The organism is Natronorubrum bangense (assembly GCF_004799645.1).
Lineage (GTDB): Archaea > Halobacteriota > Halobacteria > Halobacteriales > Natrialbaceae > Natronorubrum > Natronorubrum bangense.
Genome location: NZ_CP031306.1, coordinates 274,270 through 299,532, shown reverse-complemented (window position 1 = coordinate 299,532; position 25,263 = coordinate 274,270). Strand labels below are relative to the sequence as shown.

At 61.0% G+C, this 25,263-nt stretch carries 27 protein-coding genes; 10 read left to right on the top strand and 17 right to left on the bottom strand.

All coding sequences use genetic code 11. The features are described from left to right. Positions 1-67: 67 nt before the first annotated feature. The 6 genes from DV706_RS16895 to DV706_RS16870 form a co-directional block, all read right to left on the bottom strand. On the bottom strand, positions 68-433 hold the full coding sequence (locus tag DV706_RS16895; protein WP_006067725.1) for a DUF7344 domain-containing protein: 366 nt from the start codon (positions 431-433) through the stop codon (positions 68-70). A gap of 245 nt (positions 434-678) precedes the next feature. Next, positions 679-1,986, bottom strand: a complete 1,308-nt coding sequence (locus DV706_RS16890; RefSeq protein WP_006067726.1) for an ABC transporter ATP-binding protein — start codon at positions 1,984-1,986, stop codon at positions 679-681. Next, positions 1,983-3,260 (bottom strand): ABC transporter ATP-binding protein, encoded by a 1,278-nt coding sequence (locus tag DV706_RS16885; RefSeq protein WP_006067727.1) that lies wholly within the window; start codon positions 3,258-3,260, stop codon positions 1,983-1,985. Before DV706_RS16885 ends, DV706_RS16890 begins: the two co-directional genes overlap by 4 nt. A 1-nt stretch (position 3,261) precedes the next feature. Beyond that, a complete protein-coding gene (locus DV706_RS16880; protein WP_006067728.1) occupies positions 3,262-4,269 on the bottom strand; it encodes an ABC transporter permease in 1,008 nt (335 codons plus the stop codon). Then, positions 4,266-5,255, bottom strand: a complete 990-nt coding sequence (locus tag DV706_RS16875; RefSeq protein WP_006067729.1) for an ABC transporter permease — start codon at positions 5,253-5,255, stop codon at positions 4,266-4,268. Before DV706_RS16875 ends, DV706_RS16880 begins: the two co-directional genes overlap by 4 nt. An 81-nt stretch (positions 5,256-5,336) precedes the next feature. Then, the gene (locus tag DV706_RS16870; protein WP_006067730.1) at positions 5,337-6,941 is read right to left on the bottom strand and encodes an ABC transporter substrate-binding protein; all 1,605 of its coding nucleotides are present in this window, start codon (positions 6,939-6,941) and stop codon (positions 5,337-5,339) included. A 154-nt stretch (positions 6,942-7,095) separates the two neighbouring features. Here DV706_RS16870 and DV706_RS16865 point away from each other — a divergent pair, with 154 nt between their 5' ends. The 3 genes from DV706_RS16865 to DV706_RS16855 all read left to right on the top strand — a co-directional run bounded on the left by DV706_RS16865 (position 7,096) and on the right by DV706_RS16855 (position 8,706). Further along, positions 7,096-7,740, top strand: coding sequence for a ribonuclease H family protein (locus DV706_RS16865; protein WP_006067731.1), 645 nt, complete (start codon positions 7,096-7,098; stop codon positions 7,738-7,740). Between the two features lie 79 nt (positions 7,741-7,819). Then, entirely contained in the window at positions 7,820-8,287 is a 468-nt protein-coding gene (locus DV706_RS16860; protein ID WP_006067732.1) for a DUF2240 family protein, read from the top strand. A gap of 23 nt (positions 8,288-8,310) precedes the next feature. After that, a complete protein-coding gene (locus DV706_RS16855; RefSeq protein ID WP_006067733.1) occupies positions 8,311-8,706 on the top strand; it encodes a hypothetical protein in 396 nt (131 codons plus the stop codon). Positions 8,707-8,734: 28 nt separating this feature from the next. On the opposite strand, the gene DV706_RS16850 is transcribed toward DV706_RS16855, so the two are convergent. The 4 genes from DV706_RS16850 to DV706_RS16835 form a co-directional block, all read right to left on the bottom strand. Further along, positions 8,735-9,400: an HAD family hydrolase gene (locus DV706_RS16850; protein ID WP_006067734.1), complete on the bottom strand. Its 666-nt coding sequence runs from the start codon at positions 9,398-9,400 to the stop codon at positions 8,735-8,737. A gap of 182 nt (positions 9,401-9,582) precedes the next feature. Beyond that, on the bottom strand, positions 9,583-11,268 hold the full coding sequence (locus DV706_RS16845; RefSeq protein ID WP_006067735.1) for a cation:proton antiporter: 1,686 nt from the start codon (positions 11,266-11,268) through the stop codon (positions 9,583-9,585). Next, the gene (locus tag DV706_RS16840; protein ID WP_006067736.1) at positions 11,255-12,991 is read right to left on the bottom strand and encodes a cation:proton antiporter; all 1,737 of its coding nucleotides are present in this window, start codon (positions 12,989-12,991) and stop codon (positions 11,255-11,257) included. The genes DV706_RS16845 and DV706_RS16840 overlap by 14 nt, the downstream gene beginning before the upstream one ends. 158 nt (positions 12,992-13,149) lie before the next feature. Beyond that, positions 13,150-13,518, bottom strand: coding sequence for a methylglyoxal synthase (locus tag DV706_RS16835; RefSeq protein WP_006067737.1), 369 nt, complete (start codon positions 13,516-13,518; stop codon positions 13,150-13,152). A gap of 112 nt (positions 13,519-13,630) precedes the next feature. Between DV706_RS16835 and DV706_RS16830 the strand changes: the two genes are divergently transcribed. Further along, on the top strand, positions 13,631-14,056 hold the full coding sequence (locus DV706_RS16830; protein ID WP_049889991.1) for a VOC family protein: 426 nt from the start codon (positions 13,631-13,633) through the stop codon (positions 14,054-14,056). A 41-nt stretch (positions 14,057-14,097) separates the two neighbouring features. On the opposite strand, the gene DV706_RS16825 is transcribed toward DV706_RS16830, so the two are convergent. Then, on the bottom strand, positions 14,098-14,361 hold the full coding sequence (locus tag DV706_RS16825; protein ID WP_006067739.1) for a hypothetical protein: 264 nt from the start codon (positions 14,359-14,361) through the stop codon (positions 14,098-14,100). Between the two features lie 275 nt (positions 14,362-14,636). Between DV706_RS16825 and pyrF the strand changes: the two genes are divergently transcribed. After that, positions 14,637-15,437, top strand: a complete 801-nt coding sequence (gene pyrF / locus DV706_RS16820) for an orotidine-5'-phosphate decarboxylase (protein ID WP_006067740.1) — start codon at positions 14,637-14,639, stop codon at positions 15,435-15,437. A 58-nt stretch (positions 15,438-15,495) separates the two neighbouring features. Here pyrF and DV706_RS16815 read toward each other — a convergent pair whose 3' ends face one another. Together DV706_RS16815 and DV706_RS16810 are read right to left on the bottom strand one after the other, a co-directional pair. Continuing rightward, on the bottom strand, positions 15,496-15,750 hold the full coding sequence (locus DV706_RS16815; protein WP_006067741.1) for a hypothetical protein: 255 nt from the start codon (positions 15,748-15,750) through the stop codon (positions 15,496-15,498). Positions 15,751-15,757: 7 nt separating this feature from the next. Then, positions 15,758-15,937 (bottom strand): hypothetical protein, encoded by a 180-nt coding sequence (locus tag DV706_RS16810; protein WP_006067742.1) that lies wholly within the window; start codon positions 15,935-15,937, stop codon positions 15,758-15,760. Positions 15,938-16,128: 191 nt separating this feature from the next. Here DV706_RS16810 and DV706_RS16805 point away from each other — a divergent pair, with 191 nt between their 5' ends. Further along, on the top strand, positions 16,129-17,730 hold the full coding sequence (locus DV706_RS16805) for a GTPBP1 family GTP-binding protein (protein WP_006067743.1): 1,602 nt from the start codon (positions 16,129-16,131) through the stop codon (positions 17,728-17,730). Between the two features lie 47 nt (positions 17,731-17,777). Here the strand turns inward: DV706_RS16805 and mch are convergent, their stop codons facing one another. Together mch and DV706_RS16795 are read right to left on the bottom strand one after the other, a co-directional pair. Further along, positions 17,778-18,710 (bottom strand): methenyltetrahydromethanopterin cyclohydrolase, encoded by a 933-nt coding sequence (mch, locus tag DV706_RS16800; RefSeq protein WP_006067744.1) that lies wholly within the window; start codon positions 18,708-18,710, stop codon positions 17,778-17,780. Between the two features lie 163 nt (positions 18,711-18,873). After that, entirely contained in the window at positions 18,874-19,083 is a 210-nt protein-coding gene (locus tag DV706_RS16795; RefSeq protein ID WP_049889992.1) for a heavy-metal-associated domain-containing protein, read from the bottom strand. A gap of 287 nt (positions 19,084-19,370) precedes the next feature. Here DV706_RS16795 and DV706_RS16790 point away from each other — a divergent pair, with 287 nt between their 5' ends. From DV706_RS16790 to DV706_RS16775, 4 genes are all read left to right on the top strand, one after another. After that, a complete protein-coding gene (locus tag DV706_RS16790) occupies positions 19,371-20,567 on the top strand; it encodes an MFS transporter (protein WP_006067746.1) in 1,197 nt (398 codons plus the stop codon). Positions 20,568-20,671: 104 nt separating this feature from the next. Beyond that, positions 20,672-21,043, top strand: a complete 372-nt coding sequence (locus DV706_RS16785; protein ID WP_006067747.1) for a VOC family protein — start codon at positions 20,672-20,674, stop codon at positions 21,041-21,043. Positions 21,044-21,209: 166 nt separating this feature from the next. Continuing rightward, positions 21,210-22,250, top strand: coding sequence for a TAXI family TRAP transporter solute-binding subunit (locus tag DV706_RS16780; RefSeq protein ID WP_136350752.1), 1,041 nt, complete (start codon positions 21,210-21,212; stop codon positions 22,248-22,250). Between the two features lie 93 nt (positions 22,251-22,343). Beyond that, on the top strand, positions 22,344-24,359 hold the full coding sequence (locus tag DV706_RS16775; RefSeq protein WP_136350753.1) for a TRAP transporter permease: 2,016 nt from the start codon (positions 22,344-22,346) through the stop codon (positions 24,357-24,359). Between the two features lie 42 nt (positions 24,360-24,401). Here DV706_RS16775 and DV706_RS16770 read toward each other — a convergent pair whose 3' ends face one another. After that, positions 24,402-24,713, bottom strand: coding sequence for an MTH1187 family thiamine-binding protein (locus DV706_RS16770; RefSeq protein WP_006067750.1), 312 nt, complete (start codon positions 24,711-24,713; stop codon positions 24,402-24,404). Between the two features lie 162 nt (positions 24,714-24,875). Continuing rightward, positions 24,876-25,229, bottom strand: coding sequence for a HalOD1 output domain-containing protein (locus DV706_RS16765; RefSeq protein WP_006067751.1), 354 nt, complete (start codon positions 25,227-25,229; stop codon positions 24,876-24,878). Positions 25,230-25,263: the final 34 nt, after the last annotated feature.

Genomic DNA, 25,263 nt, shown 5'->3' with positions numbered 1-25,263 from the left:
AGATGCAGAGGTTGACGACCACGAGACCAGCTCAGAGTGTCTGGATGGCGACGAAAATCCGGTCAGTTCACAGCGATGAGAGTCGGCGAAGTGTCGGGTCGTCTTCGGTCTGTTTGAACTGGTTCAAAAGCGGCTTGATATCGTCGAAGCCGTCGTCGAGGACGATGTCACCACTTCGAAGGTCGTATTCGATGATCCCGTAATCCGCGAGCCGAGGCAGATGGTTGTGGACTAGCGAAACGTAGACACGCTGTCTGGTTTCGTCGTCGACCTGTGTCTGATCGTCGTCGTGTTCCCACGCAGCAATCTGACCAACGACCTCTTCGAGGTTCGCGCCGCTGTGGGTTGCCAGTTCGTAGAGGAGATATCGGCGTTCTGACTCTGCAAGGAGTGAACACGCTGCTTCCATCCGAGTGGCGGTCGCGTTGTTCATACCTCTTCGAGGAACCACGCCATATTACACCTGCTGCCAACACAGATTGGGTCACCCTGCTGTTCGACCGCCGACTCGAGTACAGAAAACCGTCTGCTAAGGCTGTCAGGGGGAGTTGTACCGACGATTCAGGGGGAAATGGTTGGTGGTTTCATCTCGAGGCTGTAACGCTCGAGACCGAGTATCTCGGCTCACCGCCGGATAGACAACTGACACGACTGGGAACGGCGTACGAACGACCGAGTTCAGTCATCCGACTCGCCGGCTCGTGTTCCCGTCTCGTGGAGGTGACAGGCGACTGGATGAGGCCTGTCACCGAGTGTGGGATGGTTTCGCTCGCAGACGCTCTCGTAGCTCGCCCGTAACCGCTCGGCAGCACCCGTCCAGTTTTCGTCGGCCAGCTCGGCAAGTGCGTCTTCGACGATCGCATCGTGGCGTGGGGGCAACTCGGTCTCGAGCAACCGCGTTTTGAGCGCTGTAACGAAGGCAGGGACGTCTGCCTCCGGGACGCCACCAGCTGTAGGCTCAAACTGGCCGTCGTCACCGACGGAGGCGAGGGAGAGATCGCGGCGTTCGATCCGTTCACGCAGGTGCATCAGCTCACGGTAGGTCGCTTGCTCGATGTCCATCCCCTCGGGTGGGATCACCATCGGACAGCGGGTCCGGAACCGACAGCCACTGGGTGGGTCCCGCGGAGAGGGGACGTCACCGGTAAGCGTCTCCCGATCGCGCTTGCGTTCGTCGGTCGAGACACGAGGCACGCTCTCGAGCAAGGCCTGTGTGTAGGGGTGGTCGGGGCCGGCAAACAGTTCCTCTACTGGGCCGACCTCGACGATCTCGCCGAGATACATCACGGCCACGCGATCGCAGACGTGACGCACCACTGAGAGATCGTGACTGATCAACAAGTAGGTAAGGTCGAACTCGTCTTGCAGGTCGTCGAGTAGGTTCAGGACCTGCGCTTGCACCGAGACGTCGAGCGCCGAGGTGGGTTCGTCCAGCACCAGAAACTCGGGTTCCAGTGCGAGTGCGCGAGCGATCCCGATCCGCTGGCGCTGGCCACCGGAGAACTCGTGAGGGTAGCGATTGAGTTGATCCGCCGAGAGCCCAACGCGCTCGAGGAGTTTAGCGACGCGCTCGCGTCGCTCGGCGTTCGTCCCGACGTCGTGGATGTCGAGTGGCTGTCTGACGATTTCCCCGATCGTCATCCGGGGGTCGAGACTCGAGAACGGATCCTGAAAGACGACCTGTGCGTCGCGGCGGAACTCTCCGAGCGCAGTGTCGTCCATCTCGTAGATGTTCGCACCTTCAAACTCGACGCAGCCGTCCGTCGGCTCCTGCAGTCGGAGCAGCGTCTCACCGGCAGTCGATTTCCCGCAGCCGGACTCCCCGACCAGCCCTAGCGTCTCCCCACGATAGATGTCAAGGCTCACGCCGTCGACGGCTCGGACGGGCACCGGATCGTCGCCCAGTAGTTGATCGAGAAGCGAGTCGTTCTCCCAGAAGTACTTTTCGAGGTTCTCGACGCGGACGAGCGGCTCGTCGGTACTCACTGGTGTTCACCTCCGGTGGTTTCGGCCGGCGGATGTTGCCGTTCTTCGCCATGGTCTCCATCGCGGTCATCGGGGCCGACGTGTTTGTCCCCGGCTGGACGGCCCGTCCCGTCGAAGTAGTCGCCAGGCAGCGCTCTCTTGTCGTCATACCCCGTTTCGGCGAGCACACACCGCACCGTATGGTCGTCGCTGCCGCTCGCCGGATACTCGGCCGGATGGTCCAGGCAATCCTCCATGGCTTTCGGACATCGGTCGGCGAAATGACATCTGTTCTCCATCTCGTGATCGAGGAGACTCGGAACGTTCCCAGGAATCGGCTGGAGACGGCCGGCCGCTCCCTCGAGGTCGGGAACCGAACCGAGTAGTCCTGCCGTGTAGGGGTGGACGTGGTCGTCGAAGACATCCTCGAGCGTGCCGCGTTCGACGATTTCGCCGGCGTACATCACGCCCACGCGGTCACACATGCGAGCGACGACGCCGAGGTTGTGTGTAATCAGGAGAATCGTCATTCCCAGTTCCTCCTGAAGGTCGTCGAGCAGATCCAGAATCTGGGCCTGAATGGTCACGTCCAGTGCCGTCGTCGGCTCGTCGGCGATCAGCACGTCGGGCTCGCCGGCCAGCGCCTGGGCAATCATCGCCCGCTGAAGCATCCCGCCGGAGTACTCGTGGGGGTACTCGTCGGCTCGCTCGACTGGGTCGGGGATGCCGACCAGCTCGAGCAGTTCGATCGCCTGCTCGTGGCTCTCCGACGAGACGTACCGTCTCGAGGAGAACATCGATCCGAGGATCATCGAGGTCAGCGTGTACTCCTCCGATCGTGCGCGGGTTGACCGAGGGTTGGCGCTCGCGCGCCGCTGGACCTCCACCGCCTCGGCGATCTGCTCGCCGACGGTGATGGTCGGGTTGAAGCTGCTTTGGGGATCCTGAAAGATCATGCTGAAGTTCGACCCGCGCAGCGAGCGGCGAACCGACGGAGGGATTCGAAGCAGGTCGATCCGATCGCCGTCGATCGCGTCCGGGTAGTCGTCGGCGATCGCGTCGGCGAGGTCGGGATCGCGGTACCAGATCTCGCCGTTGGTAATCTCGCCTGGCGGTTCGATCAGGTCGATAATCGAACGGGCCGTGACGCTCTTGCCGCTGCCGCTCTCGCCGACGATGCCGTACGTGTCGCCGCGGTCGATCGAGAGGTCGATCCCGTCTACTGCGTTCACCTGACCCTCGTCGGTGAAGAACCTGGTCTTCAGTCCATCGACTCGAAGAATTTCGTCGGTCATACTAGCCGGCACCTCCGGCACCTTCGCCCTCGATGTTCGGGTCGAGGGCGTCCCGTAGCCAATCGCCGAGCAGGTTGACACCGATCACGGAGAGGACGATTCCGATCCCCGGGATGGTGGCGACCCACCACTGGTTGCGCATCACGTCGTGTCCCCGCTGGATCTCGTAGCCCCACGACAGGGTCGTCCCCGAGAAGCCCAGATAGGAAAGCGAACTCTCGAGGAGGATGATCGCCGCGACCTGGATCGTCGCGAGCACGATGATCGGCGTCAGGCTGTTGGGCAGGACGTGCTTGCGCATGATCGTGGCGTGGTTCGCGCCGAGCGAGCGCGCTGCCTTGACGTACTCCTCGTTGCGTATTGCCATCGCTTCTCCGCGGGCAACGCGTGCGAACCAGACCCATGTGACGAGCGCGACCACCACCGTGACCATTCCGGGAAACGTGATCGTCTCGGGCATTCCGTCCGCGAAGCCAGCCACGACGATCGGATCGGGGATACCGATCGTTCCCCTGCCGAACGCGCCCATCAGCGCTAGCGCGAGGACGAGCGACGGGAACGCCAGCATGACGTCCGCCATCCGCATGAGCCCGTCGTCAACCCGGCCGCCAAAGTAGCCCGCCACCAGTCCGACGGGGACGCCGATCGCGGTCGCGAGCAGCGTTCCGGAAAGTCCGACGAGCAGCGAGGTCCGGGCGCCGTAGAGGAACCGTGAGTAGATGTCCTGTCCGACATTGTTCGTTCCGAGAACGTGTTCGCTGGTCCCTTCAACGGTGTGGCTCACTCGTTCGCCGTCCTGGGCGATCGTGATTTCGTCGGTCAGACCGAGCGGCGGATACGATGCGCCGGCCTCGTCGCTGTGGCCCTGCTCGTGGGGATTGTGCGTCGCCAACACCGGAGCGAACAGCCCCATGAGGAGGATCGAAACGAAAATAACGATACCGAGTTTCGCCAACAAGCTCCGGCGCAGTTCCTTCGTCAGATTTGATTTGATTCGATTCGAAATCATCTGTCGGTCACCTGCGGGTTCAGCCGCGCGTAGAGCGCGTCAACCAGGATGTTGATCAGCACGAACGCGACCGCGATGAACAGCACGATCCCTTGGACGACCGGCCAGTCACCGTTTCGAAGCGACGTGATGAACATCTGTCCCAGTCCGGGCCAGTTGAATACCTCCTCCGTAATCACCGCGCCGCCCATCAGCGTCCCGAGCTGGAGCCCGAGGACCGTGATGATCGGGATCAGTGTGTTCCGGAGGACGTGTTTGTACCGAACCAGCGTCCGTGGAAGCCCCTTGGCTTCCGTCGCGGTCACGTACGGCTTCCCGAGTTCGTCGATCATGCCGCTTCTGGTCAGCCGCGTGATCAGCGCCGTGAAGTACGTTCCCAGCGTAATTGCCGGGAGAGTGATATAGCTGAGCCACGAGAGCAGATCGGCGACGTAGCCGTACCGGAACAGGTTGTACATCGCCTCGTGGAATGCGATGCCCCGGCCGGACGTAGGAAACACGCCGACCTGCATGGCGACGATCAGGATCAGCATGATCCCAAGCCAGAAGTTCGGCGTACTGATCCCGACGAGGGAGCCAAGCGTCGCGGCGTAGTCGGCGGGCTGGTCGCGCCGCGTTGCGCTGACGACGCCGAGGGGAATCGCGATGACGATCGCGACGACCGTCGCCGCCACGGCGAGTTCGACTGTCGCCGCGAAGTGTTGTGCGATAATATCGTTGACCGCGCGACGCTGATTGTATGAGTACCCCAAGTTCCCAGTTAGCAGATTGCCAAGGTAGTCAAAATACTGTACGTACATCGGCTGATCGAGGCCAAGATCCTGTCGGATCTGGTCCCGCGTCGACTGATCGGGGACCTGACCCGCAATCAAGTTCACGGGATCGCCCGGCGAAAGCGCTCGTAGGGCGAACGTGATCGTCACGACACCCCAGATGACGAACACCCCCTGCAGGAGCCGTCGTATCAGAAATTTTCCAAAGGCCATTCAGTTCACGTCCTGCGGTTAGCTGTTTTGAATAAGGCGTTTTCGTTCTCAATCGTTGCGGAGCCGGGGCCAGCCCGGCGGTTAGCTCATCTCCCAGACGAAGACGCTCTCGTCTTCGCGGGCGTCCCACTCGATGTCGGCGTCAAGCCCGTAGATGCTCTGTTGCTGGTGGAGGAAGACCCACGGCGCCTTTTCGCGGGCCATCTCGTTGATGTCCTGGAGAAGGGCCTCTCGTTCCTCGGGGTCGTCCTCGACTTGTGACTCCTCGAGGGCCGTCTGCAGTTCCTCGTCGCGGAAGCTCTGGACGCCGCCGTCGTCGTGGAAGAACCCGAACATGCCGTAGTCTGCGTCGCCCGTGATGACTCCCCAGCCGATCAGGAAGAACGGAATCTCCTCGTGGTCGACGCCGGCAGAGTTCGCATCCGAAACCACGTCGAACGGGACGGTCTCGAAGTCACAATCGACGTTCGGAAGCTGGTCGATCTGGTCGGCCGCGCGTTCGCCGACCTCGGCGTCGTTTAAGTACCGGCCCTCGGGGACGGTGAGCGTGATGTCGGCTGGGTCATCCTCCGTGTGTCCTGCCTCTTCGACGAGTTCCTCGGCCTGCTCTAAGTCGTGTTCGTAGGGATCGAGGTCCGGATTGTATCCGTTGACTTCCGGCGGCGTCGGCTGGGACATCGGGGCACCGAAGCCGTTCAGGATGTCGGTGATGATCTCCTCGTTGTCGACGGCGTAGTTCATCGCCTGCCGGAACTCTTCGCTGTCGAACGGCTCGACCTCGTTTTTCATCGGCAGGAAGATGTTGCGGAACGAGGTCACCTCCTCGATTCGTGCGTCGTCGTCGTCTTCGACGTTTCCGACTTCGCCGGGCTGGACGTTGTCGACGAAGTTGGTCTCGTCGGCCAGCAGCGAGCTCACGCGACCGGAGTCGGAGGTCTCGCCCTCGAAGACCAGTTCGCCGACGTTTGGCTCGTCGCCCCAGTACTCGTCGAACGGCTCCATGACGATTCGGTTCTGGCCCGGGTTGTACTCGGTAACCTGGTACGGACCGGTGCCGTTGAATGCCTCGGCGTCGTCACCGGAAATGACGCCGTCGTCGGTCGTCGGTGCGTCGTTCTCGTACCACTCCTGACTGACGGCTCGCAGGTAGTTGCCGAACTCGAACTCCGCGAGTTGGGCCGCCCCGCTGTAGGACAGTTCGAGGGTCGTGTCGTCAAGCGCCTCCGCACCCTCGATCGAGCCGAGCCCGGCGACCTGGTCCGAGGCCGGCGGAACGTCGGGATCGATCTGTCGCTCAAGAGTAAACGCGATATCTTCCGCGGTCAGCTCTTGTCCCTGATGGAAGACGACGTCGTCACGAATCGTGAGTTCGACCGTGCCGTCGTCACCGTGTTCCCAGTCTTCGACGATGCGGCCTTCGGGCTCTTCACCCGGCGTAACGTCGAACAGCGGCTCGTAGACGTGATCGTATACGTTAAAGTATGGTCCCGTGATGTGGTCGTTCGGATCTTCGACGTCGGGGAACTCTCCCTGCGTAATCGTGAGCGAGTCTATATCCAGGTCCCCTTCCCCGTTGGGATCGCCCAAACAGCCAGCAAGGGCACCGAGGCCGGTCGTCGCCCCAGCGACTCCCGTGAGCTTCAGTAACGTTCGCCGATCGACACTCTGATTGGTAGCACCCTTCATATATCATAGGAATATAACCAGACGTTTATAAATATTGGTAGCGCCGGTGGAAATATATAGTTCCCTTTTCCACATGGAAAAAACTGCTGGAATCCTCTCTCGTACCACGTGATTCACCCACAAACTTAAATCCGTCTCATCACATACTACAGATATGGCCGCTCACGGCCGGTCCGCACTGCGTGACCTGTTCGACGAGTCGCCCACACCCCACATCGCCCACCCCCCGCGGACCCACCATCGTGACTTCTACGTCGCTACTGATGGGTCGTTCCGGGAATCGGGCGGTGGATTGGGCGCTGTCATCGAAACGCGCGACGGCACCCGTGTTGCCCGCGTCGCAACCACGGATATGCCGCCCGACAACAACGTCGCCGAGTATCGAGCACTCCATCTCGGCCTCGACGTACTGGCAGCTCGTGCCCCTCGAGACGCCCGCATCGGCGTCCTCATCGACCACGACGACCTCGCCAGCAACGTCAACAGCACGATCCTCGCGACGAACCATCCCGACGGGAAACCACCACGGCCCGTCTCCATCCCTGCCGCGACACGCTATCATTGGCGGGGTATTCTGGCTCGACTCCACGGCTTCGGCGAGGTTCGGGCCGCGCGTATCGATAGCGACCAAAATCCTGCCCACCCGCTCGCGAACACGCCCGACCGCTACCAGCACGTCAATCAGGAGCTAAACCGGTGTGTGCTCCCCGAAATACCAGAGCCGTCGGCAGCACAGGCCCAGTTCCCGCCGCCGTCCCGTGCCGACCGCAACACCGGTGGCGGACGCGCTTCGGACTGACTCACACGCAGGTCCAGCGTCGAGCTGACGCCGACCGGAACCGCCACCGTTATTTCGTCGTTCGGAAGATGCATACTCGATGAGCCTTCGCGTCGCCGTTGCTGCGCCGTTTATTCAGAACGGCACCCAGCGACTGCAGGAAAACGAGTTCGTCGTCGCGCTCTCACTCGACCGGGACTGGTTTTCTCCCGACCAGTCAAAACGTCTGATCGATATCGCGACACAGGAGGGACTCCTCGAGCGAGTCGATGGGGCCCTCGAGACGACGTTCGAGACGGCCGACGTGACGGTCCCCGAGGAGTTCGTTCCCGACGAAGACCTCCTGCAGGAACGCTCCGCGTTCGAGCGCGTCCTCGAGAGCCTCGTCGCCGAAGGCGTTGAGAAACACGAGGCCGTCGGCGCGATCAACACACTCCAGCAGGAACTCGGCTTGACGATCGAAGTCGCCGCCGTCGTCTACGCTCGCCGGGAAGGTATCGACGTCTCCGATCTGCTCCCCGTCGCTCGCTCGACGCTCTGTGATGACGGGCAAGCCGAAGGGCGTTAGTTGCCGGCCGACCGACTACGCGTATGGTCGAGGAACGGATCACCGATGGCCGCCGGATCGCCGAACTACTTGCGTCTGAACTCGACGGCCGCGAGGACGGGGTCCTCGAGTCGGTTCAGGTCATGAACGCCGACCGCGACGTCGAGCCGACGGTCGACGGTGAGCGGGCATACGACGTCACCGTCGCCGACGAGCGGATCGCACAGGTGTTCGTCCACGACGACCGGGCCCGCCTCGAGTTCGAGGCCGGACAGGACGTCGCCGCTGAGACAGCCAAGGAGTTGGAACTTCGCGTGCGACCGAAAGCGACCGAGCCGCCTCGAACGCTCGTCTTCGTCGAACACGGCGCGGCGGTCAAACGTGGTTCGGACGTGGTACAGGCGGTTTGTCGATCGCTGCAGACGGACTCGAGCGAGTAACGCGCCGTCAAAATAGCCTGTTTCGTTCTTATCGTGTCTCGAGCGCCCCAACGACGTCCGGAACCTGCTCGCCGACAGTCGACTGCTCGACGTGGGCCGTGGCCCGTGGGTCGGGGTCGGGGCCGTCCTCGAGCAGCACCTGCACGGCCTCGAGACCGGCGTTCGTCGCGCCGTAGATGTCGGCCTCGACTTCGTCGCCGATGTAGACGGCCTCGTCGGGAGCGACGTCGAGTTCGCCGACGATCGCGTCGAACGCACGGTGGTCCGGTTTGCCGGCCTCGAGTTCGCCGGTGACGAGCGCGGCGTCGAACACGCGTTCCCAGCCGAGTGTCGTGAGCTTGTCCCGCTGGGCGCGAACGGGGCCGTTGGTGAGCAGTCCGACGCGGTACTCTCCTTTGAGATCCTCGAGCATGGCTTCGACGCCGGGTAACGGCTCGAGCGTCTCGGCGATCGTCTGCCGGTAGGCGTCGGCGACGGCGGCCGGCTCGGCGTCGGTCTCCCGGCCCTCGAGCAGGTCGGCGAAAATCGGTTCTCTGGTCTCGCGCGTGAGATTGCGCCGATGGGCCTCGAGATACGCCTCGCGTGTCAGCGGTGGCGCACCGGCAGTGGCGGCTGCCTCCTGCAGAATCGTGGTTCGGTCCTGTGTGGGCACGGCGAGTGTGTAATCGAGGTCGAAGACGACCGCCCGTGGCATAGCAGTCACAGGGGGCTCGAGTAGGTTGAAGCTATCCCTTTTCGATGGCGTCGAAACCCGCCAACAAACGGGCTGAAAATGTCCGGCCAGTAGCGACCAGTCGGACGGATTGCTGTCCTGGTTTACCGGCGCACCGTGAATCGGTCTCCGATTGCGCCGAAACTGACGGACAGCCGTCTGTCTCAGTCGCGACTGAATCGGCTGCCGAAACCTCGTTTCTCGAGTGTGTCCAGCGTCTCGAGTTGGTCTGCTCGGAACGATTCCTTGTCGAAGTCGTCGCTGATTGCGGTCTCAATAGTGTCTATCAGCTGATCAGATGCGAGCACGTTCGGGACACTGACGTAGGTCGCCCCCTGATCGAGCAGTTCACGAGCTTCCGCGGAGGTCTCGGACCGGAGGATTACGTCAGCGTCGGTCTCGACCTCGAGGACGGCCTCGGAGACGGGACGGTGGTCGACTGTCGAAACGACGAGCGACGCCTCCGTCACACGGGCTTTGTCCCATGGATACGACGATATGGCATCACCGAAGGTGTAGTTCTGGCATTCGATCTGCATGTCATCCCAGAGGACGGGGTCGTTCTCGATCACGACGTACTCCCGGTCGAGTCGCTCGAGCGTATCGACGAGACGACGTCCCTGCCGACCGTAGCCGACGATCACGGTGTGGTCGGAGAGTCCGTCAGTGACGTGACTGCGCTCGTCAATCTTCCGAGTCTGCCGTCCGGCGACGAGTCGTTCGATGAGGGACCGATAAACCGGTTCCTCGTACCGTCTGGCGACGGACGTCAGGATCATCGTCGCAGCAGCCGCGAGGATGATGGCATCGAAGAGGGTCTCGGAGATGCTCCCAAGCAACAGCGCCTGAATCGCGACCACGAGCGACAGTTCGCTAACCTGATTGAGGCTCGTACTCGAGAGGAACGCGGTTCTGGCGTCGTACCCCTCGTAGACGAACGAGAGCATGAGTACGAACGGGTTGACAACTAACACGAGGAAGACGAGCGTGAGCGCGACGACGAGCACGCTGATACTGGGAACCGACACGAGTGCACCGAGCGTGACGAAGAAGATCGCGACGAAGAAGTCACGAATGGAGGCGATCCCGTTTTGAACACCGAGCGCGGAGATATCGTCTCCCCGGATCGAAATCCCAGCGGCGAACGCCCCAACGACGATCGAGACGCCGGCGAGTTCGGCCCCTGCAATGAACGCGATAAGGATCGAGATACTCCCCATCATCACGAGTTCATCGGAGCCACCGGCAAGTCGGACGAGTAGCGGGAATCCGTGCCGGTAGACCAACAGCGCCACGAGCAAGAGGAGGACGGCGTAGCCGATTTTCGAGGTCACGATCGTCGACGTGTACTGCTCGGCTGAGAGAACGACGATCAGGCCGATCGCGAGTAGATCGTCGAAGAAATGAACTGAGGAGGCGAGTCGGCCATGGACGAGGTTGCTCCGAATCTCCTGCTCGAGTTCGCGTGCACCGACGATAGTCGAACTCAACGTGGCGGCGATCGCGAAGTAGACCGCGTTCTCGGGGCCGAAGCCGAACACCAGGTAGGCGACGCCGAACGCGATCGGGCCGACGACGAGCAGCTGTGTGACGGCTGCCGTTTCGGCGTCTCTGAGCACCGATTGAATAGAGCTGAAATCCGTCCGGAAGCCGAACGTGAACACCAGAAACGCGATTCCCCACTGGGCGAGTTCGATGAGTTCCGGCTCCGCGACGACCGTGCCGGTGACCAGCCCCGCCAGCAGATAAAACGGGATCGGTGAGAGCGAGAAGTGATTGGCGATCAGGAGGAACACGCCAGCCGTCACGAAGACGACCGCGAGTGCAGTGATCAGGTCAGTCATCGCCATCACCTCCCGGACCGGTCCGCAGATGCTGGCGATCGGTCGGATCACTGCGTGCACGCTCGGTGATCCGTTCGATGTCACGTTCGACTGCTTCGTCGAACGATGCCGGGTCGGAGACGTACCATTCGAGGTACTCGCTCAGCTTTTCGGCGGTCAGGTATGTACTCAGAATCACGTATGATGCGCCGCGGTCGTAGAGCTCACGCGCACCGTCGATCCGCTCGGCTTCGACGAAGGCGGTCGCGTCGTCACTAACCTCATTGAGGAGTGCTTTGTTCACGTCCAGTTGGACGGTCGAACTCAGGACGAACGACGCGTTCTTGAGGTTCGCCGCCTTTCGGATTTCGCCGTGACGGAAATCGCCGTAGATGTAGTCGTACCGCCCTTCTTCCTCGAGTTCCTCGATATGGTCCGTCCGGCGGTCGATGATGACGACGTCCCCGTACTCTTCCTCGAGCAACGGCAACACCTGCTGGGTGACCTCGTCGTAGCCGATGGCAATGGCGTGGTCGTCGTACGATTTCAGATCGATATCGGTTTTCGATTCGGACTCGAAGCGGCTGAACCACGGCTTCGATTTGGCGTAGAGCGTGTGGTTGTAGTTGATGATGTACGTCGAGACGCTCATCGTCATGAGCGCCATCAGACTCAGATAGCCGAGGATGTCCGTGCCGATGTAGCCCTGCTGGACTGCAAGCGCACCGACGACCAGCGAGAACTCACTGACCTGAACCATGTTGATCGCCCCGAGGAAGGAGGTTTCGACGCTGAAATCCTCCCGGTCGATCAGATAGAACATGATCCAGAAGTTGCCGACCATCAACACCACCGAGGCGACGATCGCCTCGAGCCAGTAGGCAAGCAGGTCGTCGGCCGCGAGTCGCAGCCCGATGCTGGCGAAGAACACGAGGATGAAGAAGTCCGTGATCGGCGTAATTCGATCCTCGAGTTCCTTGCTGTAGGGCAACTGGGCGAGGCTGATGCCGGCGAGGAAGGCCCCGACCTCGAGGGAGAGATCGAACTGTTCGGAGACGGCAATAAAGAGGAAGGCCCATGCGATGGAGACGACGAGGAAGACGTCCTTGTTGTCCGCGATCCGGCGGAACAGTTTCGGCAGGAGATATCGCGAGGAGGCGATCGAGAAGACACCGATAAACGTCATCATGACGGCGATGACGCCGAGTGTGGTCGCAATCTCGTTTGCACTGCCGAGTTCGTCGGCACCGAGCAAGGCGAGGATGATGACGAGATAGATGTCCTGAACGATGAGGACGCCGACGTCGATCTTCCCCGGTAGCGCGGTGATTTCGTCTTTGTCGGTGAGGATTTTGACGATGATCGGCGTCGCACCGAAGACGGTCGCCAACGCGATGATGACGACTTCCGTGGGATCGAACCCGAGCGCCCACGCGACTGCGAGTGCGAGTGCCGTCTGGAGAATCGTCTGCCAGACGGCGATGTTGATTATCGGGCGTAAAATCTCTCGGATATCGTCGAATCGCATCTTCATCCCGAGCAAAAAGAGCAGGAAACCGAGCCCGAGTTCGGCCATGCTCTCGACGAGCCCGTCTTCGGTGACGATGTCGAACATCACCGGGCCGAGGATCAGCCCCGTCAGGATGTAGGCGATGATCGTGGGCTGGCCCGTCTGGCGGGCGATCAGGCCAACGATCGTCGCGACGACGATAATAATCGCAAAGTCAGCCGCGAGGGCAATTTCACTCATCAGTGAGTAGTTCACTCGTGCATAGGTTCACTGCTGTTGTTATAGGTTGTCTTCTCCGTTCGGAACCACTCGCACGTCGTGAGCGGTCATACGGACTGCTGGAGTCACTGACCGTCGATCACCGACCCCGCCGCCCGTGATCGGGACCGCAGACCGTCTCAGTCGGCCAACCCCTCGATCAGAAACGTCGCGGATGCGAGGTTCGTCGCCAGTGCCGTGTCGTGGACGTCACAGATCCGCAACAGCGCGGAGATGTCGGGCTCGTGGGGCTGGGCGCGGAGCGGATCTCGGAGGAACACGATCCCATCGAGTTTGTTTTCGGCGACCTCCGACCCGATCATCAGGTCCCCACCGAGTGGCCCCGACTCCTTGCGCTCGACCTCGAGGTCGGTTGCCTCCATCAGTCGCTTACCGGTCGTCCCAGTTGCGATCAGGTCGTACGCACTCAACTGCGTTTCGTGTGTTTGTGCAAACTCGAGGAGATCCGACTTCTTCTCGTCGTGGGCAATAAGTGCGACGCGGGTCATATCGGATCGTTGATCTCCGGGACGATAACTGTGTGTGGCGCAACCGGTCCGCATTCGGCTCCGCTCGAGCGGAGCCGAACGTTTTTCGTGGCTGCTCGCCCGACCACTCGCCATGACAGATTCTGAGCCCAGTGCCCATCACGTCGGTATCACCGTGAGCGACCTCGAGGCGACCCTGCCGTTTTATCGGGACGTCCTCGGACTCGAGGTTATCACCCGATTCAGCGTCGGTGGCGAGGCCTTTTCGGCGGGCGTCGGCGTCGAGGACGCACGCGGCGAGTTTGCCCATCTCGACGCGGACGGCTGTCGAATCGAACTCATCGAGTACGACCCGCAAGCGCGGGGGTCGCCGGCCGCTGGTCTCAACCAGCCCGGGGCGACCCACGTCGGGCTTTCGGTGGACGACCTCGAGGCCTTCTATGACGCCTTACCCGAAGACGTTTCGACGATCAGTGAGCCCCAGACCACCGAAAGCGGAACGTCGATCCTGTTTCTGCGCGATCCAGAGTCGAATCTGATCGAAATACTCGAGAGCTAAGCGAGCCCCGAACCCGTTTCGAAAACTCAGCCGGTTCCTGCTCACGCGAGCGTCGATCGGACTTCCTCGACGGGGACGTCACAGTTCGAACAGACGTGCTTTTCGGCGGCGATATAGACGGTTCCACACGCCGAGCAGTGAAAGAGATTGCCGGGTGCGTCCGGGTTCGTGGCCGACTGATCGTCCGTCGCCTCGTCGGCGGTGTCGTCTGCCGGCGTGTCATCGGCAGCGAACAGTGTCGAGCGGATCCGATCTCGGATTCGGCCGATCGGAGAGGAAGAACGTCTGTTGGTTCGAATAGTCATGCGGTAGGTTTCGATTATATTCGCGAAGTAGTTGCTGTCTAAAGTATTTGGGAGTGGACCTACCGAGACGCACAACTGCTCGAGTCGAGAGCATCGAATACGGGTCGCTTCGGTGGCGTATCCGTCGGATCTGTCTCTGCGGGGCACGTGTGGTTACTGTGTACGTATACCGAGACGTCTCGAGAGCGGCCGAGCTCTCGAACGCGTCCGAGTGCTCTCTGACTCCGGCCGAGAGTATAGCAACCTTTTCGACCGTCGGGGGACCACTCGCTCGCATGAACTTCTTCGACCGCTTGCACGACCGTATTCGGACGGTCGACAGCGTCGTCAGCGTCGGACTCGATCCCGACCCGTCACGTATTCCTGCCCACCTCCAGGAGCACGACCTCCCGCGGTGGGCGTTCAACCGCCGGATCATCGACGCCACCCACGAACACGCGGCCGTCTACAAGCCGAACGCCGCCTTTTATGAAGACCCTGACGGCTGGCGTGCACTCGAGGAAACGATCGCCTACGCCCACGGCAAGGACGTCCCCGTCTTGCTCGACGCGAAACGAGCCGACATCGGGAACACGACCCGCCAGTACGCCGAGATGCTCGAGACCGTCGACGCGATCACGGTCAACCCGTATATGGGCCGGGACTCGCTGCAGCCGTTTCTCGCAGACGAGGAATCTGGCGTCTTCATCCTCTGTCGGACCTCGAACCCCGGCGGTGCGGACATTCAGGACCTCGAACTCGAGACGGGCGAACCCGTCTACGAGCGCGTGGCCGCGCTGGCGGATCTCTGGAACGACAACGACAACGTCGGCCTCGTCGTCGGCGCGACGAAACCCGAAGAACTCGAGGAGTTGCGCGAGCAGGTGCCGGAGCTGCCGTTTCTCGTGCCCGGCGTCGGCGCACAGGGCGGCGATGCCGAAGCCGCAGTCGAGTACGGCCTCGCAGACGGCGTCGGGCTGGTCAACTCCTCGCGCGGGATCATCTTCGCGGGCGAAGAGCAGGGCGAGGAGTTCGCCCACGCCAGCGGTCAGGCCGCAAAACGGCTGAAAAAGCGGCTCAACCAGTATCGGGAGTGACGCTGGGTCACTGTCTCGGCTGAACACGCTCTTCAGTTCGTCGTTTCTCGGTTCTGTTTCAGCCGTTCGGGCTATCTTCAACCACGCGACCTGCGATTCGGCCGTCGACGACGCGACCGAGGAGTTCGACCTCGACTGGCTCCGCCGGCGGTCGGTCCTCGAGTCGCTCGAGTCCCTCGACGACCGCGATATCCATCGGACTCGAGTCATGTGGATGGTCGGCGACGAGTCGGCCGTCGCGTTCCTCGAGGAGAAGGTCAAACCGGTCACCGATCGCAAGCGATTCGTCGAGTAGATCACGAATAGACGTCATAGCGGCCTCACAGGCGGTGGATATCCACGTCGTCGGACTGGCGGCTGGGGTCTGCCTGTGCGACACAGTCGACACAGAGCCCATGCGCTTCCTTGTAGTGGACTGAACAGGCGAGCGTGCCACAGTTTTGACACTGCTCTTCGGCGAGTCGTGACTCACAGATCTGGCAGAGACCGCTGACGCTCATGGCCGTAGTAGGGCCTCGAGTCTCTTGAAACCGGGGCTGGAACTGCGCCGTCACGATCGACGAATCCGACGGCTGTGGGACACCTCGTTTCTGTCTCCGTGAGAGAACGATGCCCGCTGTGACGATGCTATCATGTTTTATGTTCACAACCCACGGGAAGGCTTTTGCCATGTGGGATACTACCGGGCCACATGAGCCGTGACCGGGCTCTTCTCAAGCGAGCCCTGGACCGTGGCGAACAGGACGGTGGCAACGTCGAATTCAAAGAGCGACTCTCACGAGACGTCCACCTCGAGGGTGGACGACGAGAGAGTTTGGCCGCACAACTGCGCCACCGACTGCTCTCCGGCGATGGCGAGGCGACCTACGTCGTTGGTGTAACGGACGACGGTGGCCTTGCCGGGATCGATCCGGACACGTTCGCCGAGACGATGGACGTTCTCTCGCTGCTCGCCGAGGAAGCCGACGCGCATATCAACGACGTCCAGACGTGGGGCGTCGATGACGGCCTCGTCGGCATCGCGATCATCCAGGAAGGTGGTGTCCTCGAGACGGACGACGAACACGTCGTCGTCGGCACTGCGGGTCACGTCGACCACGGCAAGAGTACACTCGTTGGATCGCTCATCACTGGCACGCCGGATGACGGCGACGGTGCCACACGTAGCTTCCTCGATGTCCAACCCCACGAGGTCGAACGCGGCCTCTCGGCTGACCTCTCCTATGCAGTCTACGGCTTCGATGACGAGGGCCCGGTCCGAGTGCGAAACCCGAACCGTAAGGCGGATCGAGCGTCGGTCGTCGAAGAAGCCGATCGACTCGTCTCCTTTGTCGACACTGTCGGCCACGAGCCGTGGCTGCGGACGACCATTCGCGGCCTCGTCGGCCAGAAACTCGATTACGGCCTGCTCGTCGTCGCCGCCGACGACGGTCCGACCCGAACCACGCGCGAACACCTCGGCGTCTTGCTCGCCACCGATCTCCCGACGATCGTCGCGATCACGAAAACTGACGCCGTCAGCGACGAGCGTGTCGAGGAAGTCGAACGCGAGGTCGAAGGAGTTCTCCGCGAAGTCGACAAATCGCCGCTGCGGGTCGCCCGTCACGGCGTCGACGCTGCCATCGACGAGATCGGTGATCGCGTCGTCCCGATCGTCGAAACCAGCGCGATTACGATGGACGGCCTCGAGACGCTTGACGAACTGTTCGACCGCCTGCCAAAGACGTCCCAGGACACCGGCGAGTTCAGGATGTACGTCGACCGGAGCTACTCGGTAACTGGCGTCGGCGCGGTCGCCTCGGGGACGGTGATGTCCGGCGAGGTCGAAGCCGGCGACGAACTCTTACTCGGCCCGATGCCCGACGGCCGCTTCCGGGAGGTCGAAGTCCGCTCGATCGAGATGCACTACCACCGTGTCGACAAGGCTCAGGCGGGTCGAATCGTCGGCATTGCACTCAAAGGCGTCAAAGAGAGCGCCATCGACCGGGGCATGGTCCTCCTGCCTCGCGACGCCGATCCCAACCCGGTTCGGGAGTTCGAGGCCGAAGTGATGGTACTCAACCATCCTACCCGGATCGGCGAGGGGTACGAACCGGTCGTCCACCTCGAGACGATCGGCGAGGCCGCCGTGTTCTCCCCCGAAAACGGTCGCCTCTTGCCGGGTGACACCGGCGAAACCACGGTCCGGTTCAAGTTCCGACCCTACCTCGTTGAGGAAGGCCAGAAGTTCGTCTTCCGCGAAGGTCGCAGCAAGGGTGTCGGAACGGTGACCGGTGTCCATCTGATCGAGTAACGCTGCCGCTTTTCCATGCTTCGTCGGGCACTGGTTCGAACGCCCGGCTACAGGTCGAACGACTCGACGAGCAGCTCTTCGTCCGTCTCGCCGTAGACGTACGTTGGGCCGCCGATGACGTCGACTGTCACCTTCGCAGGCGCGAAGAGATCCGACGGGACCTCCGTGAAGTCCCACTCGAGATCGTCAAAGATCTCTCCGAACGGCCGGCCGTGGCCCTCGGCGGCCGTCGACGGCACCGAGTCGAAGACATCGGCATCCTCACGGACCGTCAGATGTGCCGTGCCGCCGTAGGCGATCGCGTCGTTCGTGCGTGCGATGGCAGTCCGCTCGTCGCCAGCGACGGGCGCGACCGGTGCCCGTCCCGTCGCCGAGACGATGTCCATCGGATCGTAGCCCAGTTCCGAGAGGCGGAACGTCGCAAGTTCGGCCGTGCGAGCGGCGTTCGTGATCGATCCAACGTGACTCGCGGTTGGGTACGCAAGCAGGAAGACACCGCTGGTCTCGACTTCGGCGAGGTCAGCGACCTGTTCAGCGGCGGCTTCGGTTGGGTCCTGATCCGTTTCGACAGCCAGCGCCGTCAGATCGAACGCGTCCGTGTAGCCGACGCGGCGGAACTCCGATTCCTCGGCCACGAGCGCACGTGCCGGACCGCTGCCAAGCCCCTCGAAATCCTCGGTCGTTAGCTCCCAGCCCGCCTTCTGCGAGCAGAGCAGCGACAGCGCCGGCTGATCCGTCGAGAGTTCGACGAACGGAACCGGCGCGCCACCGAGTTCGCCGAGGTCGTGACTCGGCGTTGCCATCCCTGCTGTCTGAATCTCCGTCAGTAACAGCCCTGCCTCGATCCCGCCGGCGAACTCGAGTCCGAAGTCGAGTACTGTCGCCTCGTTGTCGAGGTCGTAGCCACCGATGTTCAGCTCCTCGGCGTACTCGAGGGCCTCGTCGACCAGCTCGATCGCCATCCGATTGAGACTTTCCATAGCGGAGGATTCACCCTCCGACCTAAAACAGTTTGTCAGTTCGTGTCCGCAGCCGTCGTCGCTGCTCACCGACTGCACCGGCATGCGGTCTGCTGTAATTCATTTCCGGCGTGACCGCGAGCAGTCCTGCGGTCGTGGCAGGACATCGGGACGGCAAACCGTATCAGGTCGCCACGTCGTAGCCCGCGTCTTCGATCGTTCCGCTAACCGTAATCTCGTCAACCGTCGTCTCATCGTGTTCGACGCGTACCTCGCCCGCCTCGTGGTCTGCCGTCGCAGACGCGACCCCCTCGAGCGCCTCGAGTGCGTCGGTCACGGTTGCCTCACAGCCATCACACGCCATGCCGGTTACCTCGAGTGTTGTCTGTTTCATCGCCGGTGTCTCTGGTCTCGACGGAAGTGAGCGTTCTGTTTTCGGTGAGGTGGGATACCGAACGGGGGTGTTCTCTGTGTAGGAGACATCGCTTGACTCTCGACAGCCAATCATGCTCGATCACAGCAGTTATTTCGACGACTGTGCGTGTGTCGTGTACTTGTGGCTCTCAATCATGTTCCGTTTGCCGTCGAATACGACGCTAGAGTTCCGCTTCGCACGCGTCATTTCCGGGGAACCGACCGGCAGACGACCAGCACTAGTTCTGATCGGGTGACGGAGACGCGATGAGCAACGCCGTCGAATCACGACTCCAAGTTCGAGGGTGGAAAGGGTACACTGCACTAATCCTTCTGTGGCAGGTGACCGCGAGTATCTGTTTTTATTCAGTGTATGCGGTGACGCCGTTCATCCGTGATGAGTTTGGCATTTCTGCGACCTACGTCGGCGTGATGATGACGACGCTGACACTCGGCTATACGCTCTTTTTGCTCCCGGTCGGGTCGATTATCGACGAGCACGGAGAAGACCGAGCGTTGGTCCTCGGATTGCTCGGCCTCGCCGTCGGTGCCGTTGGCGTGACGGCAGCACCGACGTATCTCACCTTGCTCGCGGCCGTGTTCGTCCTTGGTGCGTTCTATGCGACAGCGATGCCGGGTACTAATAAGGCAGTTTTCAATGCGATTCCAGCCGACCGGCTCAACACCTCGATGGGGATCAAGCAGGTGGGTGTGACTGCCGGAAGTGGGATCAGTGCCGTTCTTGTCCCGTGGTTCGGTGCCGCATACTTCGGCTGGGAAGTCGCGTTCCTCCTTGCGGCGGGCTGGGCGGTGATTATAAGTATCGTCTTCTGGTCGATCTATGATGCTGGGAGTCGGAGCGGCGACAGCAATCGTCACGGTATCCGCGGCCACCTTGCGAATCCGGAGTACATGCTGTTGGCAGCTGCTGGATTCGCGCTTGGCGCAGGCCTGTTTACCACGATCGGGTACACCATTCTTTACATCGATGAGAATGTCGGTGCAAGCGTCGTTCTCGCTGGTGTTACCCTTGCTGCCGCGCAGGTCTTTGGCAGCGCTGGCCGTATCGGATTCGGTTGGCTCGCCGATCATCTTTCGATGCCGCTGACCGCATCGACACTTCGTATCCTCTGTCTCCAAGCGAGTGCCTCAGCAGTCCTTTTCGTCGCAGTGACGTTTGTCGACAGTCCAGTCGTCGCGCTCGTCCTCTTTTCTTTGCTCGGTTTCTTTGTACTCGGCTTTACTGGCGTCTACTACTCCTGTATTGGCTCGCTCGTTCCCACCGAAGAGATGGGAAGCGCGACCGCCGGTGGACAGATCGCGCTCAACTGCGGTGCTCTGCTTGCACCGCCCGCATTCGGTCTCATCGTCGATACTCGCAGCTACGAGGCGGCGTGGACGATGCTCGCGGGCGCGTCGTTCGTTGCCCTCTTGCTTCTCGTCGTTCTCCTCTGGCGAACGTAACACACCGTCTCCCACGCTCGAGGACCCTGTTGTACCGGTTGGTCACTGGCTCGCACGCCACATGGAATATCAACCGTTATGAACACAATCGCAATGGTACACGTATGGAGTTCATCCATACTGCAATCTGGGTCGACGATATCGACGCGACGAGAACCTTCTACTGTGATATCCTTGGACTCGAGGAGACGTGGGGGTTTACGGCCGACGACGGCGTCGAAAACGTCTACATCGGCACCCCTGACGGTTCCGAGATTCAGTTCAAGCACGATCCCGACGGAGACACAGCTGATCCAACGGGTATCGACCACCTCGCACTCGGTGTCGAAGATACCGACGACGTTTTCGACCGCGTCGTCTCAGAAACCGACTGTGACGTCCTCGAGGAGCCGACGACGATGGATGCAATCGATCGACGAGTCGCGTTTGTTCGTGATCCGAACGGCTACGTCGTCGAGTTCGTCGAACGCGTCTAGCTCCGAACTCGTTGCACTGCCAGATAATTTCTTTACCACCGCTAGCAAAATGCAGCCTAATAATAAACACTCAAAACATATTCTTGTGCGGAAACATATGATGATTGATCATAGATCATGGTCAATCCAACATAGTTAAACCAGGCAAGTGCAAGCATGTGAGTATATGCCAGATATGACGCAGCTGAGTCGACGTAATGTTCTTAAGGCAACTGGTGCAGCAGGAATCGCCGGTCTTGCTGGTTGTCTCGGCAGTGACGGGGAGACGGTCACGATCGGTGCGACCTCCGAAAACAGCTCGAGCCAGCAGGCGGCACAGGCGCTTGCACGTGCGGCAAACGAGCACAGCGAAGACGTGAACGTCTCGCCGCAGGTTACGAGCGGGTGGACCGCAAACCTCGACGAGTTCGACAGCGATAACATCCCCGCGATGGCCGTCGACAACAACTCGCTGTCGAAGGCGATGAACGAAGAAGATCCCTTCGACGAGGACCCTGTCGACGACTTCCCGATGCAGGGGTTCGTGTTCACGAGCCTCGAGATGTACTGGGTCGCAACTGAAGAGTCGGGCATCGAATCGACCGCCGACATCGTGGACGGAGATTACGATATCTACCCGATTCAGCCAGGATTCGGTACCCGACTGCTGACCGAGGAGGTCATTGATCGGGCCGGTATGTGGGAACCGCTCGACGACGAGGGTCGAATCTACAATGGTGACACCGGCGACGTTGCTGGTGCGGTTGAGGAAGGCCGAGTGGACGCACTGTGTGTTTACGGTGCAAACGGCGTCGACCTCACCTCGTGGGCCGAAGAAGTCGACGTGCAGGCGGACTTGCAAGCGATCCCGATCCACGACGAGTTCGAAGAGGCAATCGATAACACGCCTGGCGCACTCAAAACGGAGTTCGAGCCCTACGGCTGGAACCAGGATGTCACCGAAATCACTGACACTGTAACCAGCTGGGCACTCGGTGCACAGTGGGCGTTCGGACCCGAAGTGTCGGCAGATGCGACCTACGAGATCGCACGCCTCGCATATGAGCACGACGACACGATCCGTGAATCCGATCCGACGACGATCGACCACACGCCAGAATCGATGACCGAAGCCGTTATCGAAGACCTCGAGATTCACCCCGGTGTCGCGGATTTCTTCGAGGAACACGGCGTCTGGGACGACTCCTGGACTCGCGGCGAGATCTGAACAGAAACGTAGCACACCCTCTACGAACTATAATGATTGATAACAAAACACATCGCCAGTATCGCGTATCGAATAGCCGTAGGTGACTATGCAATGGTGACTCTCAACACAGACCGGAACAAACGGATACTCGAGTCGGTCCTCACCTACGGATCGGTCCTCTTCTGGGTGATGGTCCTCGGCTGGTCGTACTCTCAGCTGATGCCGCGTGCACAGTATGGGATCGTGTTTCTGGGCGCGATCTTACTCGTGTACATTGTCAACGAATTCATCGGCGTCATCGAAGAGGAAGACCGCCTTTCAGCGGTGTTGCTCACGATATCTGCAGCCGTCGTCATCACGACGGTGGTCTACCTCTTTACCAACTACAGTGCCCTCTATGAAGGTGCACGCGGGATCGCGACCGATTCAGCACTCGCGCTCGCGCTTGCGTTCACGCTGGTAATCGTTTATCTGACCTGGCGATCGTTCGGAATGACGTTCCTCGTCGTCTTGCTTGCCGGAATCGGATACGGTCTGTTCGGCCAGTACATCGGTGGCATCCTGGGACACGGCGGCATCACGTCCGAACGGATGCTTCGCCTCCTCGTCCTCGAGGTCGAGGGCTTTTTCGGGTCACTCAACCGACTCGTGGCAGCATGGATCGCGCCCTTTTTGCTCTATGCTGGCCTGCTCAAGGCCTACGGCGCGTTCGACATGATCTTGCGGCTGGCGGTTCGCTCCGCGAAATACATCTCGTCTGGGGTCGCCCAAACTGCGGTCGTCGCCAGTGCTGTCATCGGCTCTGTTAACGGGAGTCAGACCGCAAATGCGGGAATGACCGGATCGTTCACGATTCCGATGATGAAAGAAAGCGGCGTCAAACCCGAAACCGCCGGCGGGATCGAGTCCGTTGCCTCGACTGCTGGTCAGGTCCTCCCACCCGTGATGGGTGCAGCAGCGTTCATCATGGTCTCAGTGATCGGTGGTTCTGTCACGTACGTCGACGTGATGCTCGCTGGACTCATCCCGGCAGCAATCCTCATGGTCTCGATTTTTGCCGGTGTTCACTATATTGCAGCACCACAGATCGAGAATCCCACGATGGACGACTACTTCCAAGGGACCAAAACCACCGGTGAGTTCATTTATGAGGGCCTCAAGTACGCGATTCCGCTTGTGATCCTCCTCTACGTGCTTGGTGTCCTACAGTACACCGTGATGACCGGTGCGCTGTGGACGGCGGTGGCGATGATCATCACTGGCATCACGTTCCCGATTGCAAGAGCCCTGTACGAAGGAGAGAGCCTGACAGCAAAGGGTCGCGAAGTTCTTGTACATACTCGCGACGGGGCCCGTGAGGGCGCTGTGGTGCTCGCACCGGTTGCAATCATCCTTGCAGCAATCAACGGCGTCGTCGATATCTTGCTCACGACTGGCGTTCCGACGGCAATCTCGCTTGCATTGATGGACCTCTCCGGTGGCGTCCTCCTCCTCGCGGCAGTGATGTCGATGATAATCTGCATCCTCCTCGGGCTGGGAATGCCGACATCGGCAGCGTACACGATCGTCGCGTTGCTGGTCGCGCCTGCACTGACCGGACAGTTCCTCCTTCCCGACTTTGCTGCACACTACTTCGTCTTCTACGCTGCAATCCTCGCCGGACTGACCCCGCCAATCGCTACGTGCGCTGCGGTCGCCTGTGGGATCGCCGGTGCGAGTTTCTGGAAGACCGTCTGGGAGGCACTGAAAATCTCTGCGCCGCTCTATGTGCTCCCATTCGCGTTTATTTACCATCCGGAGCTCGTCTCCGGAGCGTTCGACGCGACTGCGATCAGCGCTGGTGCCCTCGCCATGCTCGGTGCACTGACGATCATCCACGGGATCAACTACCGGTTTGCCTTCGGTCGAAGCGTCTCCACCGGTGCTCGAGTCGTCTTCTTCGCACTCGGGATCATCGTGATGGTCTACCCCGACCTGCTGGTGCAGCTTGGCGCTCTCGCCGCTACGGCCGGCCTATTGGTCGTCCAGACAATCGTCGGAAAACCTGATCCGGTCGGAAAGCTCCAGGCGCTTGCAACCGGAATCAACGGTAGCAGCAAAGAGCCGATTGAAGCCGAACGGCCATAACCGCACTGCGTTTTGTTTCTCTTCGATCCGATCTCTCGAGCGTTACTCGTGGCTCGTCGCTGGCCGACCGAGATGATCCTCGACAGCCTCGACTTTCGCTGACGCAGTTGTCTCCTGCGTGCGCTTATCGTCGATCTTCAACACCGTGCTCACGCGGTCGCCGTCGACCGCTTCGTGGGCCGCCTGCGCAGCCGCGAACAGCTCCCCGATCTCGTCGGCCTCGATCACCGTCCCCATCGGGTTCGTCTCGTAGGCGACGTCGTACGCCTCGAGTGCATCGACGGCTTTTGCGACCTCGCCGGACATACTCCCCTCGGTCACTGGTGCCACACTCAGTAGTGCAACGACTGTCATCGATCGTACTGAGGATCGGAACGCCCCTAAATCCGACCCCTCGTTTCCACAACGGGAACACTCAACACAGCGTTACAGAACGAGCAGCGACGCTCGCGTGGCGTCGTGGCTGCTGGGAACGCACACGAGACGATTACTCGGCTTGGGGACGCGGGCAGTCGGTCAGTTCGTCTTCGATGATCGACTCGAGTCCGTCGGCGGATAGATGATGACATCTCCGTTGGCGTAGACGTACACCTCGTACTCGAGGGCGGTGAAGGCGACGTGACCACCCGTGCGCTCGGTGCCGTCTGCCTTTTTTCTGAATAGTCGGTCGAGTGCGTCCGGATCGACGCTGTCGTACAGTGAGAACTCGCCCTGTGAGACGTCGGTGTCCGCAATCGACGCAAGTGCATGGACGATCGTCGTCGTAATCGTCGCAGTGCCGTCGATATCGTGGTGGAAGACGTAGCGATCGTTCGTCTGATCGTACTGAATGTCGTCCGTGTCGTCGGTGGATGTGAGTTCAGTTTCCATAGGAGGTCTGCGAGTTCGGGCGTCTATCATTTCC

Bases quoted from the DNA above. Each gene is read 5' to 3' on its own strand.
- DV706_RS16810 (WP_006067742.1), bottom strand. From the start codon at position 15,937: ATGAGCGTCAGCGGTCTCTGCCAGATCTGTGAGTCACGACTCGCCGAA.
- DV706_RS16850 (WP_006067734.1), bottom strand. From the start codon at position 9,400: ATGCCACGGGCGGTCGTCTTCGACCTCGATTACACACTCGCCGTGCCC.
- DV706_RS16775 (WP_136350753.1), top strand. From the start codon at position 22,344: ATGGTGACTCTCAACACAGACCGGAACAAACGGATACTCGAGTCGGTC.
- DV706_RS16765 (WP_006067751.1), bottom strand. From the start codon at position 25,229: ATGGAAACTGAACTCACATCCACCGACGACACGGACGACATTCAGTAC.
- DV706_RS16835 (WP_006067737.1), bottom strand. From the start codon at position 13,518: ATGACCCGCGTCGCACTTATTGCCCACGACGAGAAGAAGTCGGATCTC.
- DV706_RS16880 (WP_006067728.1), bottom strand. From the start codon at position 4,269: ATGATTTCGAATCGAATCAAATCAAATCTGACGAAGGAACTGCGCCGG.
- DV706_RS16855 (WP_006067733.1), top strand. From the start codon at position 8,311: ATGGTCGAGGAACGGATCACCGATGGCCGCCGGATCGCCGAACTACTT.
- DV706_RS16780 (WP_136350752.1), top strand. From the start codon at position 21,210: ATGCCAGATATGACGCAGCTGAGTCGACGTAATGTTCTTAAGGCAACT.
- DV706_RS16845 (WP_006067735.1), bottom strand. From the start codon at position 11,268: ATGGCGATGACTGACCTGATCACTGCACTCGCGGTCGTCTTCGTGACG.
- DV706_RS16840 (WP_006067736.1), bottom strand. From the start codon at position 12,991: ATGAGTGAAATTGCCCTCGCGGCTGACTTTGCGATTATTATCGTCGTC.
- DV706_RS16895 (WP_006067725.1), bottom strand. From the start codon at position 433: ATGAACAACGCGACCGCCACTCGGATGGAAGCAGCGTGTTCACTCCTT.
- DV706_RS16790 (WP_006067746.1), top strand. From the start codon at position 19,371: ATGAGCAACGCCGTCGAATCACGACTCCAAGTTCGAGGGTGGAAAGGG.
- DV706_RS16825 (WP_006067739.1), bottom strand. From the start codon at position 14,361: ATGACTATTCGAACCAACAGACGTTCTTCCTCTCCGATCGGCCGAATC.
- DV706_RS16865 (WP_006067731.1), top strand. From the start codon at position 7,096: ATGGCCGCTCACGGCCGGTCCGCACTGCGTGACCTGTTCGACGAGTCG.
- DV706_RS16860 (WP_006067732.1), top strand. From the start codon at position 7,820: ATGAGCCTTCGCGTCGCCGTTGCTGCGCCGTTTATTCAGAACGGCACC.
- DV706_RS16885 (WP_006067727.1), bottom strand. From the start codon at position 3,260: ATGACCGACGAAATTCTTCGAGTCGATGGACTGAAGACCAGGTTCTTC.
- pyrF (WP_006067740.1), top strand. From the start codon at position 14,637: ATGAACTTCTTCGACCGCTTGCACGACCGTATTCGGACGGTCGACAGC.
- mch (WP_006067744.1), bottom strand. From the start codon at position 18,710: ATGGAAAGTCTCAATCGGATGGCGATCGAGCTGGTCGACGAGGCCCTC.
- DV706_RS16875 (WP_006067729.1), bottom strand. From the start codon at position 5,255: ATGGCCTTTGGAAAATTTCTGATACGACGGCTCCTGCAGGGGGTGTTC.
- DV706_RS16770 (WP_006067750.1), bottom strand. From the start codon at position 24,713: ATGACAGTCGTTGCACTACTGAGTGTGGCACCAGTGACCGAGGGGAGT.
- DV706_RS16785 (WP_006067747.1), top strand. From the start codon at position 20,672: ATGGAGTTCATCCATACTGCAATCTGGGTCGACGATATCGACGCGACG.
- DV706_RS16805 (WP_006067743.1), top strand. From the start codon at position 16,129: ATGAGCCGTGACCGGGCTCTTCTCAAGCGAGCCCTGGACCGTGGCGAA.
- DV706_RS16815 (WP_006067741.1), bottom strand. From the start codon at position 15,750: ATGACGTCTATTCGTGATCTACTCGACGAATCGCTTGCGATCGGTGAC.
- DV706_RS16795 (WP_049889992.1), bottom strand. From the start codon at position 19,083: ATGAAACAGACAACACTCGAGGTAACCGGCATGGCGTGTGATGGCTGT.
- DV706_RS16830 (WP_049889991.1), top strand. From the start codon at position 13,631: ATGACAGATTCTGAGCCCAGTGCCCATCACGTCGGTATCACCGTGAGC.
- DV706_RS16870 (WP_006067730.1), bottom strand. From the start codon at position 6,941: ATGAAGGGTGCTACCAATCAGAGTGTCGATCGGCGAACGTTACTGAAG.